The sequence below is a fragment of the Epibacterium sp. MM17-32 genome, assembly GCF_022348205.1.
Taxonomy (GTDB): Bacteria; Pseudomonadota; Alphaproteobacteria; order Rhodobacterales; family Rhodobacteraceae; genus Epibacterium.
Genome location: NZ_JAKRFC010000001.1, coordinates 532,023 through 546,283, shown reverse-complemented (window position 1 = coordinate 546,283; position 14,261 = coordinate 532,023). Strand labels below are relative to the sequence as shown.

Sequence of the window (14,261 nt, the reverse complement as noted above, 5' to 3'; positions counted from 1 at the left end):
CATGGTCTTTGACCTGCTGCGACGCAAGACGGGGCGAGTGGATCAGACGGCGGCTGCGGCCCCGTTGCAAAAGGCCAGCGCTGCGGCGCGGGTGCTGCCCATGGGCAATGGCACGCAGGCCGCCTGGGGGCCGCGCGACACGGTCTCTCTGACCCGCGCAGGGTTTCTGGGCAACCCGGTTGGCCACCGCGCGGTGAAACTTATCGCCGAGGCCGCCGCCGCGCTGCCTTTGGTGCTCCAGAGCACGGATGCGCGGTATGACAGTCACCCGCTGCTCTCGCTGCTGTCGCGCCCCAATGCGGCGCAGGCGCGGGCAGAAATGCTGGAGGCGCTCTATGCCAATCTGCTCCTGTCGGGTAATGCCTATATCGAGGCAGTCGCCTCTGATGCGGGCTGGCCGGTGGAACTGCACATTCTGCGCCCGGATCGGATGCGGGTGGTGCCGGGGGGCGATGGTTGGCCGGTGGGCTATGATTATGCGGTGGGCGGCAAGACGCATCGCTTTGCGATAGACCCCGCGCGCCCGGCGATCTGCCACCTCAAGAGCTTTCATCCATTGGACGATCACTACGGTCTGGCGCCGCTGCAGGCTGCGGCCACCGCGGTCGAGGTGCATGGCGCTGCCGCGCGTTGGTCGAAATCGCTGCTGGACAATGCCGCGCAACCCTCCGGTGCGCTGGTCTGGACCGGCTCTGACGGGTTGGGGCAGATGGGCGATGACCAGTTCCGCCGCCTCACCGAGGAGATTGAGGCCAATTTTCAGGGTGCGCGCAATGCCGGGCGGCCCATGGTGCTGGAGGGCGGTCTGGACTGGAAGCAAATGGGCTTCAGCCCCTCCGATATGGAATTCCACCGCACCAAGGACAGCGCCGCGCGCGAAATTGCGCAGGCCTTCGGGGTGCCGCCGATGCTCCTCGGCATTCCGGGCGATGCCACCTATGCCAACTATCAAGAGGCCAACCGGGCGTTCTATCGCCTGACGGTGCTGCCCTTGGCGATGCGGGTGGCGGCGAAACTCTCTGACTGGCTGATGCGCTTTGGCACCGAGGTCCTGGAGCTGAAACCGGATCTCGATCAGGTGCAGGCCCTCAGCACCGAACGCGAGGCGCAGTGGCGGCGCGTCACACAGGCGGATTTTCTGACCGAGTCTGAGAAGCGCCAGATGCTGGGCCTGCCGCCGCGCAGCGTGGAGGGGCCGGATGACTGACGACCCGTTGCCGCCCTTTGACTGCGCTCCAAGCCAGCGACTGAGTGCCCATGAACGCGTGAGCGAAATTCGTCAGGAGGCGCTGAACCGGCGACTGGATCGGATGGAACGGATGATGGAGCGGCTGGAAAAACGGCTCTGGATCACCGTCTACGGCGTTGCTGCCGTGATCCTTGCGCAGGCCTTTCAGGGCTTCCTGTCGGTGCAGTTACCCTGAGCGATAATCAAGACATTTCAGAAAGGTAGAGCGTGATGCTGACAGATCATGAGCCCCGGCTCGAGACCAAATTCGCCCGCTTTGGCGAGGCGCTGTCCCTAAGCGCCGGAGAGGTGATCGAAGGCTATGCGAGCCTCTTTGGTACCCCCGATCAGGGCAAGGATATCGTCACCCGTGGCGCCTATGCGGCCTCACTCGCGGCGCATCACTCGCGCGGCAGCAAGGTCAAGATGCTCTGGCAGCATGACCCGAGCCACCCCATCGGCGTCTGGGACGAGATCCTTGAGGACGACACCGGCCTGCGCGTCAAAGGGCGTATCCTCACGGAAACCCAGAAAGGCGCAGAGGCCGCCGCCCTTGTGCGCGCCGGGGCCATCGAGGGGCTGTTGATCGGCTATCGCACCGTGAAGGCGACCCGCGACAAGGAAGGCCACCGGCGGCTGGAGGAACTGCAGCTCTGGGAGGTGTCGCTGGTGACATTCCCGATGCTGCCCTCGGCCCGACTGTCGCGGCTTGCCCGGCGCGAGGCGGAGGCGGCGAAATCCGACGCCTCCGATGCGGGCCTGCGCGCCCTCGCTGACGCCCTGCGCGCGGCCACCAGACCCTAACCCCTGAAAGAGGATCAGAGATGACAGATCATCCATTCACGGGCCACGCGCCCGAGGATGCGGCGACCCCGCCGCAGAATGTGGCCACGGAAGTGAAACAGGCCGTTTCGCAATTCGTGCAGCATTTCAAGGGGTTCCAAGACGACGTGACCGAGAAACTCAAACAGACGGAAGAGCGTATGACCATGTTGGATCGTAAAACCCAAACCGCGGCCCGGCCGCATCTGGCGGCGGCGGAGGTCGATGGCGCGCCGCATCAAAAGGCCATGCAAGCCTATCTGCGCCATGGCGACGAGGAGGGCTTTCGCGGCCTCGACATGGGCACCAAGGCCATGTCGACGGCGGTGAATTCCGATGGCGGTTTCCTTGTCGACCCGCAGACCTCGGATGTGGTGAAATCGGTGCTGCAATCCACCGCCTCGATCCGTGCGGTGGCCTCGGTGGTCAATGTGGAGGCGACGTCCTTTGACGTGCTGATCGACCATTCCGATGTCGGCGCGGGCTGGGCCACCGAGACCGGCTCGGTCACGGAAACCGGCACGCCGTCCATTGACCGCATCGTGATCCCGCTGCACGAGCTTTCGGCCCTGCCCAAGGCGTCGCAACGACTGCTTGATGACAGCGCCTTTGACATCGAGGGCTGGCTGGCGGGCCGGATCGCCGACAAATTCGCCCGCGCTGAAGCGCAGAGCTTTATTTCGGGGGATGGCGTGGACAAGCCCACCGGCATCCTGACTCATCCTACGGTCGACAATGACAGCTGGAGCTGGGGCAATATCGGCTATGTGGCGACCGGCAGCGACGGCGATATCGGCTCGGCGGATGCGATCATCGACCTGGTCTATGCGCTGGACGCGCGCTACCGCGCCGGAGCGAGCTTTGTCATGAACTCCAAAACCGCCGGTCTGATCCGCAAGCTGAAGGACGCTGATGGCCGCTTCCTGTGGTCCGATGGTCTTGCGGCGGGCGAGCCTGCGCGGCTGATGGGCTATCCGGTGCTGGTGGCAGAGGACATGCCGGATGTGGCCTCTGACAGCCTGTCGATCGCCTTTGGCGACTTTGGCGCAGGCTACACCATCGCCGAGCGTCCGGACCTGCGCGTCCTGCGCGACCCGTTCTCCGCCAAGCCGCATGTGCTGTTTTACGCCACCAAGCGCGTGGGCGGCGACGTCAGCGACTTTGCTGCGATCAAGCTGATGAAATTCGGGCTGAGCTGAGCGCTTAGGCCCGGATGACGGGGCCGGCAGCCCGGCTCCGTCGGCGGGTGCGTGCCTCATGGGTTTGTCGTCCAGCTGCTCCCTCCGTCCGAGCGGCAGACCCGGTGCGCACCCGTCCAATGGACGGCGCGGCAAAGACCGCGCGAGGGAGACAGATTTTCAGCGGAGAGAGCCGATGATTTTGCACGAACTGACCCCGCTGCCCGACAGCATTTTGCCGCTTGCGGCCTTCAAGGCGCATCTGCGTATGGGCACCGGCTTTGGCGAGGAGGCCTTGCAGGACGCGGTGCTTCTGGCCTTCTTGCGCGCCAGCCTTGCGGCGATCGAGGCGCGCACCAGCAAGGCGCTCTTGACGCGCGACTATGAGTGGCGGCTGAACGTCTGGCCCCGCGTGGTGGAGTTGCCAGTGGCGCCGGTCTCGACCGTCTCGCAGGTGGCGCTGGTGGATCAGACCGGCGCGGAGACGGAGGTGCCCGTGGCGGCCTATGCGCTGGCGCCCGACGCCCATGCTCCGCGCCTGACGCCGAGCGCGGCAGTCTGGCCGATGATGCCCTCGGGGGGCGGCGCGGTGATCCGCTTTACCGCCGGGATGGCCGCCACATGGGACGCGCTTCCCGCAGATCTGGCGCAGGCGGTGATGCTGCTGGCGGCGCATTATTACGAGTATCGTGATGACACCTCGCTGCATGCAGGCTGCATGCCCTTTGGCGTGGCGAGCCTCTTGGACCGTCACCGGATGCCACACCTGAGCCTAGCCCGGAGCGGGGTGCAATTATGAGCGCGCCGCGATTGAACCGCCCGTTGCGTCTGGAAGATCCGCAAGCGACCAGCGATGGCGCCGGAGGATTTGACATCACCTGGGTCGAGCTGGGCCAGCACTGGGCCGAGGTTGACGCGCTGACGGGGCGAGAGAGTGGCCGACGCGGCACCTCCGTGTCGCTGCAGCGCTATCGGATCACCCTGCGTGCCGCCCCGGTGGGGTCAAACGCGCGCCCCAAGCCGGACCAGCGGTTTCGCGAGGGCAGCCGCATCTACAAGATCGACGCCGTGGCAGAGCGCGACATGGACGGGCGTTACCTCATTTGTTTCGCAACAGAGGAGCTGGCCACATGACCTATGCGCTGTCTCACAGCCTGCAAACCGCCGTCTACCAGCACCTGATCAGCGATGCCACGCTGGCGGCAGAGGTGGGCACGGCGATCTACGACATGCTGCCTGCGGGCACACTGCCGGGGCTCTATGTGACCCTCGGCGCGGAGAGCGTGCGGGACCGATCCGATGTCACAGGCGGCGGCGCGCTGCATCGCTTTACCGTGACCGTGGTCGCCAATGCGGCCGGGTTCAGTGCCGCCAAACGCGCGGCGGCAGCGATCTCTGACGCTCTGGTGGATGCGCCGCTGACCCTCGCACGCGGGCACCTGGTGGGGCTGTGGTTCGACCGCGCCAACGCCAAACGGCTGAGCAACGGGGATCGCTCCATCGCGCTGCGGTTTTCCGCGCGCCTCGAAGACTCCTGACTGAAATTCAACGCATTAACAGAAGGACCTCACCCATGAGTGCTCAAAACGGCAAGGATCTCCTGATCAAGGTGGACATGACCGGCACCGGCAGTTTCACCACCATCGCAGGCCTGCGGGCCACCCGTATCAGCTTCAACGCCGAGAGCGTTGATGTGACCAGCCTCGACAGTGCGGGCGGCTGGCGCGAGCTTCTGGGCGGTGCGGGCGTGCGGTCGGCCAACCTCTCCGGCTCGGGCGTGTTTCGCGATGCCGACACCGACGAGCGCGCGCGGCAGCTGTTCTTTGACGGCGAGACCCCGGCGTTCCAGGTGGTAATCCCGGACTTTGGCACCGTCGAAGGGCCGTTCCAGGTCACGGCACTGGAGTACGCGGGCAGCCACAATGGCGAGGCCACCTATGAGCTGTCGCTGGCCTCCGCCGGTGCGCTGACCTTTACGGCGGCCTGAGCCATGGCGAACCCCTATGCAGGCGAAGTGACACTGGTGCTCAACGGTCAGCCGCACATGCTGAAGCTAACGCTCGGCGCGCTGGCGGAACTGGAGGCGAAGCAGGGCGAGGGCGACTTGATCTCTCTGGTGCAACGCTTTGAAACAGGACGGTTTTCCTCGCGCGATATGCTGGCGCTTCTGGCGGCGGGGCTACGGGGTGGCGGGTCTGAGATCAGCCGCGCAGATCTGGCGCAGGCCGAGATCAAGGGCGGCGTGATGCAGGCCACCAAGGTTGCGGCGCAATTGCTGGCGCTGAGTTTCGCGCTGCCCTCGGGGGATGCATGAGCCGTGCGGCGATGCTGGACTGGCCCGCTCTGATGCGGGCCGGGATGCTGGGGCTGCGGCTGACCCCGCGTGAGTTCTGGCGGCTGACCCCGGCAGAGCTGCGGCTGATGCTGAACCTTGAGGCCAGCACACCGCCCATGGACCGCGACCGCCTGAGCCATCTGATGACGCAGTTCCCGGATCAGATCAACGACGTGAACCAACCGGAGTAACCCATGGCAAACACGACAGATTCCGACTTTGAATCCCAGGCGGGGCCGCTGGAGGACAGCCTTGGCGATGCTGCCGGAATGGCGGCACAATTCACCGCCGAGATGGACCGGGTGCGCGCGGCCTTTGCGGCGACCCAAGCCGATGCGGCGGATTTTGAAACCGGCCTCAGCCGGGGTTTGCGGCGCGCGATGAAGGATCTGGTGGTGGGGGGCGACAGTCTGAGCGATGCGCTGGAAAGCCTCGCCAAGACGATGATCAACACCACCTTCAACTCCGCCATGCGCCCGGTGACGGATCACCTTGGCGGGTTGGTGAGCGACGGGATCGGCGCGCTGGTCGGTGGCATCCTGCCCTTTGCCGATGGTGCGGCCTTCAGTCAGGGCAAGGTCACGCCCTTTGCGCGCGGTGGCGTGGTGTCTTCGCCGACGCATTTCCCGATGCGCGGCGGGCTGGGGCTGATGGGCGAAGCGGGGCCGGAGGCGATCCTGCCGCTGGCGCGGGGCCAGGACGGCAGCCTTGGGGTGAAGACGCAAGGCGGCGGCAAATCTCCGACCGTGGTGATGAATGTCACCACCCCCGATGTGGCCGGGTTTCAGCGTTCGCGCGGGCAGATTGCAGCCCAGATGAGCCGCATGCTCGCACGCGGAAACCGCAATAGGTAAGGAGGGTAAGCCCATGAGTTTTCACGAAGTTCGTTTCCCGGAGACGCTCTCTTTCGGCTCTGTTGGCGGGCCGGAGCGGCGCACGGATGTGGTGACGCTGGCCAATGGTCACGAGGAACGCAACACGCCCTGGGCGCATGCGCGGCGGCGTTATGATGCGGGGCTTGGCCTGCGCGGTCTTGAGGATATTGCCGCGCTGATTGCGTTCTTTGAGGCCCGTCAGGGCCAGCTCCATGGGTTTCGCTGGAAGGACTGGACCGACTATGCGTCATCGCTGCCGGGGCAGGATGTGACGTTCGGGGATCAGCTGATCGCTTTGGGCGATGGCGACACCAACAGGTTTAAGCTGGCCAAGCGCTACCGCTCTGGCCCGCATGAATACCTCCGCCCAATCAGCAAACCCGTGGCGGGCACCGTGCGCCTTGGGATCGACAATGAGGCGCTGGTGGAGGGTGTGGATTATGACCTTGACCTGACCACGGGCGAGGTGACGCTGGCCTATGTGCCGGAAATTGGCCGTGAAATCCGCGCCGGGTTCGAGTTTGACGTGCCGGTGCGCTTTGACACCGATCGCATCCAGACCTCGGTCGCCTCGTTTCAGGCGGGCGAGGCCCCGAATGTGCCAGTGGTGGAGGTGCGGGTGTGATGGATCGCGCAGGCTTGAACACACATCTCAAATCCGGGGCCACCACAGTGTGCCGCGCCTGGGCCGTCAGTCGCGCCGATGGCGTAACGCTGGGGTTCACCGATCATGACCGGGATCTGAGCTTTGACGGCGTGACATTCCGCGCCGGAACCGGCCTCACCGCGCGCAGCCTGATGCAGAGCACCGGGCTTGCGGTCGACAACAGCGAAGCATTCGGCGCGCTCAGCTCCGATGCGGTGCGCGAGGCGGATATTGAATCCGGGCGCTATGACGGGGCCGAGGTCCGGGCGTGGTTGGTGAACTGGGCCGACACCACTCAGCGCGCCTTGCAATTTCGCGGCTCCCTGGGCGAGATCCGCCGTGCAGGCGGCGCGTTTGAGGCGGAGCTGCGTGGCCTGACCGAAGGGTTGAACCAGCCGCTGGGGCGGGTGTTTCAGACGCCCTGTAGCGCGGTTCTGGGGGACGCGGCGTGCAAATTCGACCTCAACACTGCGGGTTATGTCACTGAGGTATCAGTGGAAAACATCGACGAGGGGCAGCATTTCACATGGGGTGCGCTCGATGGGTTTGCGCCGGAGTGGTTCACCGGCGGGCGGCTCACCGTGCTGAGTGGCGCAGGCGCAGGTCTGTGGGCACCGATCCGGTCGGATAGCACGCGCGAGGGCCGTGAAATCACTCTCTGGCAGCCGATCCGCGCCGATATTCAGCCGGGCGATATGGTGCGTCTGACTGCAGGCTGTGACAAACGCATGAGCACCTGTCGGCTGAAGTTCGACAATCTGGTGAACTATCAGGGCTTTCCCGATATCCCCGGCGAGGACTGGATGGTCGCGGTGCCCAAGCGCAATGGCCAGAACACCGGCGGCAGCCGTCGATGAGCCGCGACATCAATACAGAGGCGCTATGGGTCGCGCGGCAGTGGCTGGGCACGCCCTATCGGCATCAGGGGGCCACGCGGGGCGCGGGCTGCGATTGTCTTGGGCTGATCCGGGGCATCTGGCGCAGCCTTTATGGCACCGAACCCGAACCCGTGCCGCCCTATACCCGCGACTGGGCCGAACGCGGCACCGAGGAACGCCTGTGGCGGGCGGCGCTGCGGCATCTGCAGCCCGTCCAACACGCCGCGCCGGGGCAGGTAATCCTGTTTCGCATGCATGGGGGCGCTGTGGCCAAACACCTTGGCCTGCAAAGCGACGATACGCATTTCATCCATGCCTACAGCGGTCATGGCGTGGTCGAAAGCGCGCTGACGCCCGCGTGGCAGCGGCGCATCGTGGCGCGCTTTGCGTTTCCCGCAGACTGATCCCGAGGGCGAAGGCCCGGACTTTCTCCACCCCAACGATCCCTGAGGAGGACATATCATGGCGACATTGGTACTGGCAGCGGCAGGGTCCGCCGTGGGCGGGGCAATTGGCGGCTCTGTGGCGGGGCTGTCGACGGCGATCATTGGCCGCGCGGTTGGCGCAACCCTGGGCCGGGTCATTGACGAGCGCCTCTTGGGCAGTGGCAGTGCGGCGGTGGAAACCGGCAAGGTCGACCGCTTTCGCATCACCACCGGCAGCGATGGTGAACCGATGGCGCAGGTCTTTGGCCGCATGCGGTTGGGCGGGCAGGTGATCTGGGCGACGGAGTTTGTCGAGACCGCAACCACCACCTCCTCGGGCGGCAAGGGCTCTGCGCCCAAACGCACCACCACCAGCTATTCCTACAGCCTGTCGATGGCGGTGGCGATCTGCGCGGGCGAGATCAGCCGGGTGTCGCGGGTCTGGGCCGATGGCGAGGAGGTGGCGCTGCGTGACCTCAATATGACCGTCTACCGGGGCAGCAAGGACCAGCAGCCCGACCCCCTGATGGAGGCGGTGGAGGGCGCGGGCCAGGTGCCCGCCTATCGCGGCACCGCCTATGTGGTGTTTGAAAACCTCGATCTGGAGCGGTTCGGCAACCGGGTGCCGCAATTCTCGTTTGAGGTACTGCGCGCGGAACAGCCCTCGGGCGAGACCTACGAACAGGATCTGGCGCAAATCGTGCCCGGCGTGGCGCTGATCCCCGGCACGGGCGAATACAGTCTGGCCAGCCAGCCGGTCTATATGCAGCACGGGCCGGGCGCGCAGAAAGCTGCCAATATCAATCAGATCTCGGGCGAGACCGATCTGGTGGCCTCGGTCGATGCACTCTCTGAGGAACTGCCGCAGGCCGAGGCGGTGTCCATGGTGGTGTGCTGGTTTGGCGACGATCTGCGCTGTGGTGACTGCACCCTCGCGCCCAAGGTGGAACAAAAGCTCGCCGATGGCTCGATGCCGTGGCAGGTGGCGGGGCTCAACCGGGCCAGCGCGGATGAGGTGATCAAGGACGCGGGCGCAGCCGTGTATGGTGGCACCCCGGCGGATCAGGCGGTGGTTCAGGGCATCCAGCATCTGAACGACCAAGGCAAGCGGGTCATGTTTTATCCCTTTATCCTGATGGAGCAGCAGGCGGGCAATGATCTGCCCGATCCCTACAGCAACGCTGATGGCCAGCCAGTGTTGCCATGGCGGGGGCGGATCACGCTCTCGACCGCGCCGGGTCTGGCGGGCAGCCCGGATGGAACTGCGCTCGCGGATGCGGAGGTCGCAGGTTTTCTCGGCACCGCACAGGCCAGCGATTTCACCATATCGGGCGGGCAGGTGGGCTATCACGGCCCCAATGAGTGGAGCTTTCGCCGATTTATCCTGCATTACGCAGCGCTTTGCGCGGCAGCGGGCGGCGTCGAGGCGTTCTGTATCGGCTCGGAACTGCGCGGGTTGACGCAGATCCGGGGGGCGAGCGGCTTTCCCTTTGTGCAGGGGCTGAAGGATCTGGTGTCTGAGGTGCGCGCGCTCTTGGGGGCGGAGGTCAAACTGGGCTATGCGGCGGATTGGTCGGAGTATTTCGGCTATCAGACGCCGGAGGGCGACCATATCTTTCACCTCGATCCGCTGTGGTCCGACCCGCAGATCGACTTTATCGGCATCGACAATTACATGCCGCTCAGCGACTGGCGCGAGGGGGAGGATCACCTCGATGCCCAGGAGTGGCCCGCGATCTATGATCTCGACTACCTCAAGGCCAATATCGAGGGCGGCGAGGGCTATGACTGGTATTACCATTCCCCCGAGGCCGAGGCAGCGCAGATCCGCACGCCGATCACGGATGGTGCTTATGATGAGCCGTGGATCTATCGCAACAAGGACATCCGCAACTGGTGGTCGCTGCCGCATCACGACCGGATTGGTGGCGTGCGGTCCGAGACCGCGACCGATTGGGTGCCACAATCCAAACCGATCTGGTTCACGGAACTGGGCTGTGCGGCCATCGACAAGGGCACCAATGAGCCGAACAAATTCCTTGACCCGAAAAGCTCTGAATCAAAATTACCGCGTGCCTCCAATGGCTTGCGCGACGATCTGATCCAGCAGCAATATCTGCGTGCGCAGCTGACCTATTGGCAGGAGGCGGCGCATAACCCGACCTCCAGCGCCTATGGCGGTGCGATGGTGGACCTGAGCCATGCCTATGTCTGGGCTTGGGACGCGCGGCCCTTTCCGGCCTTTCCCAACCGGGTGGAGGTCTGGGACGATGGCGAGAATTACGCGCGTGGGCACTGGCTCAATGGGCGCGCGGGGCAGCGCACGCTGGCCTCTGTGGTGACGGAGATCTGCCGGGAGGCGGGTGTGACGGAAATCGACGTCAGCCAGCTCTGGGGGATCGTGCGCGGCTATGCGGTCTATGACGTGGCGGAGGCGCGCAGTGCCTTGCAACCCCTGATGCTGCGCCACGGGTTTGACGCGATCGAGCGCGATGGCACGCTGATCTTTCGCCTGCGTGACGGGCTGAACGCATTGGATCTTGAGCCGGACACACTGGCGGTGCTGCCAGAGATGGACGGCGATCAGGAACAAAGCCGTATGCCCGAGGCGGAGCTGATGGGCCGGGTGCGCCTGCGCTTTGTCGAATGGGGCGGCAGCCATGACACCGTGGCCGAAGAAGCGGTGCTGCCGGATGAGGCCACCCATGCGGTGAGCCAGAACGACCTCCCCATGGCGCTGACACGGGCCGAAGGGCGGCAGGTGGTGCAGCGCTGGCTGGCGGAGGCGCGGATTTCGCGCGACACTGCGCGCTTTGCCCTGCCGCCCTCGCGCGCGCTGGAGGTTGCGGCGGGCGATGTGGTGCGCCTGCCGGGGCAGGACGGTGAGGGCGCGGCGCGCTACCGGGTGGACCGGGTGGAGCAGGCCGAGGCGCAGATCCTTGAGGCAGTGCGCATTGAACCCGTGGTCTATCAGCCGCTGGCCACGCCGGAGGATCTGCCGCGCGATGATGCCTTTGCCGCGCCGGTGCCGGTGTTGCCGCTGTTCCTCGATCTGCCCTTGATGCGCGGGGATGAGGTGCCGCATGCGCCGCATGTCTGTGCCACGGCGCAGGACTGGCCGGGCGCGGTTGCGCTCTATGCTGCGGATCTGGGCGGGGACTTCATGCTCGAAGAATTGCTGCCCGCCCGTGCCACGGTTGGGGTGACCACAACGGACCTGCTGGCCGGGCCGGTGGGGCGCTGGGATCGCGGCGCGGATCTGGAGGTGGAGCTGATCGCGGGCACGCTGGAGAGCCGGGAGGCTCTGTCGGTGCTGGGGGGCGCGAACAGGCTGGTGATCGGCGATGGCAGCCCGGAGAACTGGGAAGTGATCCAGTTCACCGACGCCGAGTTGATCGCACCAAACCGCTACCTGATCCGGGACCGTCTGCGGGGGCAATACGGCAGCGATGGTGTGATGCCGGACCTGTGGCCAGCGGGGTCCTTTGTGGTTCTGATGGATGCAGCGGTCGAGCAGCTGGATCTGGCGCTGACGGATCGGCGGATCGCGCGCGACTACCGCTTTGGCCCGGCGCGGCGCGCTTATGATGATCCGTCCTATGTGGCGCTCTCGGCGGCCTTTGACGGCAATGGTTTGCGTCCCTATGCGCCGGTGCATCTGCGCACCTCAGACGCGTTGGGCGCGGATATGGCGTTTCACTGGATCAGGCGCACCCGTATCGAGGGCGACAGCTGGGATCTGGAGGAGGTGCCGCTGGGCGAAGAGGACGAGGTCTATCGCGTGCAGGTGCGCGCGGGCAGCACGGTGCTGCGCGATCTGCGTGTCACCACGCCCGACTGGACCTATAGCGCGGCAGATCAGGCCAGCGATGGCGCAAGCGCTGGCGATGTGGTGCAGGTGGCGCAGGTCTCGGCGCGCTATGGGGCCGGTCCGGTGGCGGAATGGGTCCTGGCGTAATCGCGCATCGCAGAATGTGTCGCGATTATCCAAAGCCGCGGCAGCCGATCCTGTGGGAAGACCTGCGCAGCCTGGCGCGGGCCCTGCTGGCGCATCCAGCGCCGCGCCGGGCGGCCTTGTGTCGGCAGATTCTTCTGGGAGCCAGCCGGGCGCGACGTCAGGCCGCGGCCACCGGCTGCTGTCACCCGCGCTGGGGCGATGGGTCACTGGATCGGGCGGCGCGCTGTTTTCCGCTGGCGGCGGAACCCTTTCCCGGCGATCCCGATTATGCGCGCTGCCTGCACATCGCCCTGAATGCGGTGGCCGCGATGACGGGCGACAGATGAAAAACGCCCCGGCGCCAAGGGCAGCCGGGGCGTTTTCTAGGATTGATCCGTGCTGGGGAGGCCTAAGCTCTCCCACACCGCACCAGACCGGCCCGAAGGCCGGTGGTCGATCAGGCCAGGGCCAGATCGGTTGCGGATTCGCGACCGTCACGGCCGGACTGGATCTCGAAGGTCACCGCCTGGCCGTCGGCCAGACCGGTCAGACCGGAGCGTTCCACTGCGGAGATGTGCACGAACACGTCGTTGGAGCGGCCTTCAACCGCGATAAAGCCGTAACCTTTGGTGGAGTTGAACCACTTCACGGTACCGTTTGCCATTTTCAAAGTTCCTTTTGGTCTTTGTCGCCCGCAACGTGCGGCGACCCGGCAGCTTAACGTCGAAAGCGGTCGGGTAGACGAAACTTCGATGGTATAAGGTTGCAGGTCCTTTTTGCCGTGGATTCTCGTTTTTTGCAAGTAGGATAATCGGCCATTGCGCCGGCGGTCGCGGCGTAAAAGGACGCGAAATCATAGGTTTTTGCGGGGTTTTCATATTTCCGCCGGTGATCGGGGCGATCACGGGATTGCGCTTGGCATTTGAGAGGTTAGATCTCTAGTGTGGACGGGACTGGACCCGGAATAAGCCGGGGCCGCGAGTTTCACTGGAGCCAGATCCGCCGGGACCCCCGCCGGAGAGGATCAAGACACGGATGCCCCGCGCGAGAAGGACCACGCCGATGTTGGACACGCACAAGGCCGTCAGGCAGATCGACCCCGTCTGGGGCCGCATCACCGAGGAAGCCGAAACAGCCGTCGCTGAGCAGCCCCTGATGGGCGGTCTCATTCATGCCTGCATCCTGCACCACAAGACCCTCGACAAGGCGCTGAGCTACCGGATCGCGGCCAAGTTGAATTCCAACGAGATGTCGATGGTGATCCTGCGCGAGATCGTCGATGGCGCCTATGAGGCGGAACCGGCGCTGGTCGAGGCGGCCCGGGCCGACCTGATGGCGATCTATGACCGCGACCCGGCCTGCCACCGGCTGTTGCAGCCGATCCTCTACTTCAAGGGCTATCAGGCGGTGCAGGCCTATCGTGTCGGCCATTGGCTGTGGCAGCAGGGCGACTGGGATCTGGCCTATTTCTTCCAGATGCGGATTTCCGAGATCTTTGGCGTCGACATTCACCCGGCGGCCAAGATCGGCAAGGGCATCATGATCGACCACGCCCATTCCATCGTCATCGGCGAAACCGCCGTGGTGGGGGACAACGTGTCGATGCTGCATTCGGTGACGCTGGGCGGCACCGGCAAAGAAGAAGAGGACCGCCACCCCAAGATCGAGGATGGCGTGCTGATCGGTGCCGGGGCCAAGGTGCTGGGCAATATCCGCGTTGGGCATTGCTCGCGGATTGCGGCCGGGTCCGTGGTGCTGCAGGAGGTGCCGCCCTGCAAGACGGTGGCCGGGGTTCCGGCCAAGATCGTTGGCGAAGCAGGCTGCGATCAACCCTCGGTCAGCATGAATCAGGTGCTTGCCGGGAAGTGAGTTCGCGGTCCCGTTTTGTGGATGCAACTGTTATTAAACGGAAAAAGGGCACCTGCGCGGTGCCCTTT

Annotated in this window: 18 protein-coding genes; 17 read left to right on the top strand and 1 reads right to left on the bottom strand. The window is 65.2% G+C overall.

The window, feature by feature from the left end:
• The first annotated feature begins 1 nt into the window (after position 1).
• From MHM88_RS02615 to MHM88_RS02540, 16 genes are all read left to right on the top strand, one after another.
• On the top strand, positions 2-1,207 hold the full coding sequence (locus MHM88_RS02615; RefSeq protein ID WP_239359658.1) for a phage portal protein: 1,206 nt from the start codon (positions 2-4) through the stop codon (positions 1,205-1,207).
• Positions 1,200-1,424, top strand: a complete 225-nt coding sequence (locus MHM88_RS02610) for a hypothetical protein (protein ID WP_239319763.1) — start codon at positions 1,200-1,202, stop codon at positions 1,422-1,424. The genes MHM88_RS02615 and MHM88_RS02610 overlap by 8 nt, the downstream gene beginning before the upstream one ends.
• Before the next feature lie 35 nt (positions 1,425-1,459).
• Positions 1,460-2,032 carry an HK97 family phage prohead protease gene (locus MHM88_RS02605; protein ID WP_239359656.1) on the top strand — a complete coding sequence of 191 codons (573 nt, stop codon included), beginning with the start codon at positions 1,460-1,462 and terminating at the stop codon, positions 2,030-2,032.
• Between the two features lie 20 nt (positions 2,033-2,052).
• Positions 2,053-3,249 carry a phage major capsid protein gene (locus tag MHM88_RS02600; protein ID WP_065323682.1) on the top strand — a complete coding sequence of 399 codons (1,197 nt, stop codon included), beginning with the start codon at positions 2,053-2,055 and terminating at the stop codon, positions 3,247-3,249.
• Between the two features lie 175 nt (positions 3,250-3,424).
• Positions 3,425-4,027 (top strand): head-tail connector protein, encoded by a 603-nt coding sequence (locus tag MHM88_RS02595; protein ID WP_239359652.1) that lies wholly within the window; start codon positions 3,425-3,427, stop codon positions 4,025-4,027.
• Positions 4,024-4,362 (top strand): head-tail adaptor protein, encoded by a 339-nt coding sequence (locus MHM88_RS02590; protein ID WP_219175037.1) that lies wholly within the window; start codon positions 4,024-4,026, stop codon positions 4,360-4,362. The genes MHM88_RS02595 and MHM88_RS02590 overlap by 4 nt, the downstream gene beginning before the upstream one ends.
• Positions 4,359-4,766: a DUF3168 domain-containing protein gene (locus MHM88_RS02585; protein WP_239359644.1), complete on the top strand. Its 408-nt coding sequence runs from the start codon at positions 4,359-4,361 to the stop codon at positions 4,764-4,766. The genes MHM88_RS02590 and MHM88_RS02585 overlap by 4 nt, the downstream gene beginning before the upstream one ends.
• Before the next feature lie 35 nt (positions 4,767-4,801).
• Positions 4,802-5,215: a phage major tail protein, TP901-1 family gene (locus MHM88_RS02580; protein WP_011538405.1), complete on the top strand. Its 414-nt coding sequence runs from the start codon at positions 4,802-4,804 to the stop codon at positions 5,213-5,215.
• Positions 5,216-5,218: 3 nt separating this feature from the next.
• Positions 5,219-5,542: a gene transfer agent family protein gene (locus tag MHM88_RS02575; protein ID WP_239359643.1), complete on the top strand. Its 324-nt coding sequence runs from the start codon at positions 5,219-5,221 to the stop codon at positions 5,540-5,542.
• A complete protein-coding gene (locus MHM88_RS02570; protein ID WP_239359642.1) occupies positions 5,539-5,754 on the top strand; it encodes a rcc01693 family protein in 216 nt (71 codons plus the stop codon). Before MHM88_RS02575 ends, MHM88_RS02570 begins: the two co-directional genes overlap by 4 nt.
• Positions 5,755-5,757: 3 nt before the next feature.
• Positions 5,758-6,417, top strand: a complete 660-nt coding sequence (locus tag MHM88_RS02565; protein ID WP_239359641.1) for a phage tail tape measure protein — start codon at positions 5,758-5,760, stop codon at positions 6,415-6,417.
• A gap of 13 nt (positions 6,418-6,430) precedes the next feature.
• Positions 6,431-7,063: a DUF2460 domain-containing protein gene (locus MHM88_RS02560; RefSeq protein WP_239359639.1), complete on the top strand. Its 633-nt coding sequence runs from the start codon at positions 6,431-6,433 to the stop codon at positions 7,061-7,063.
• Positions 7,063-7,941, top strand: coding sequence for a DUF2163 domain-containing protein (locus MHM88_RS02555; RefSeq protein ID WP_239359637.1), 879 nt, complete (start codon positions 7,063-7,065; stop codon positions 7,939-7,941). Before MHM88_RS02560 ends, MHM88_RS02555 begins: the two co-directional genes overlap by 1 nt.
• On the top strand, positions 7,938-8,366 hold the full coding sequence (locus tag MHM88_RS02550) for an NlpC/P60 family protein (RefSeq protein ID WP_239359636.1): 429 nt from the start codon (positions 7,938-7,940) through the stop codon (positions 8,364-8,366). Before MHM88_RS02555 ends, MHM88_RS02550 begins: the two co-directional genes overlap by 4 nt.
• A gap of 58 nt (positions 8,367-8,424) precedes the next feature.
• On the top strand, positions 8,425-12,345 hold the full coding sequence (locus MHM88_RS02545) for a glycoside hydrolase/phage tail family protein (protein WP_239359633.1): 3,921 nt from the start codon (positions 8,425-8,427) through the stop codon (positions 12,343-12,345).
• Between the two features lie 14 nt (positions 12,346-12,359).
• A complete protein-coding gene (locus MHM88_RS02540) occupies positions 12,360-12,671 on the top strand; it encodes a hypothetical protein (RefSeq protein WP_239359632.1) in 312 nt (103 codons plus the stop codon).
• Positions 12,672-12,781: 110 nt separating this feature from the next.
• Here the strand turns inward: MHM88_RS02540 and MHM88_RS02535 are convergent, their stop codons facing one another.
• Complete coding sequence (locus MHM88_RS02535; RefSeq protein ID WP_011538414.1) at positions 12,782-12,988, bottom strand: cold-shock protein; 207 nt, start codon at positions 12,986-12,988, stop codon at positions 12,782-12,784.
• A 398-nt stretch (positions 12,989-13,386) separates the two neighbouring features.
• Between MHM88_RS02535 and cysE the strand changes: the two genes are divergently transcribed.
• A complete protein-coding gene (gene cysE / locus MHM88_RS02530; RefSeq protein ID WP_239319782.1) occupies positions 13,387-14,193 on the top strand; it encodes a serine O-acetyltransferase in 807 nt (268 codons plus the stop codon).
• Positions 14,194-14,261: the final 68 nt, after the last annotated feature.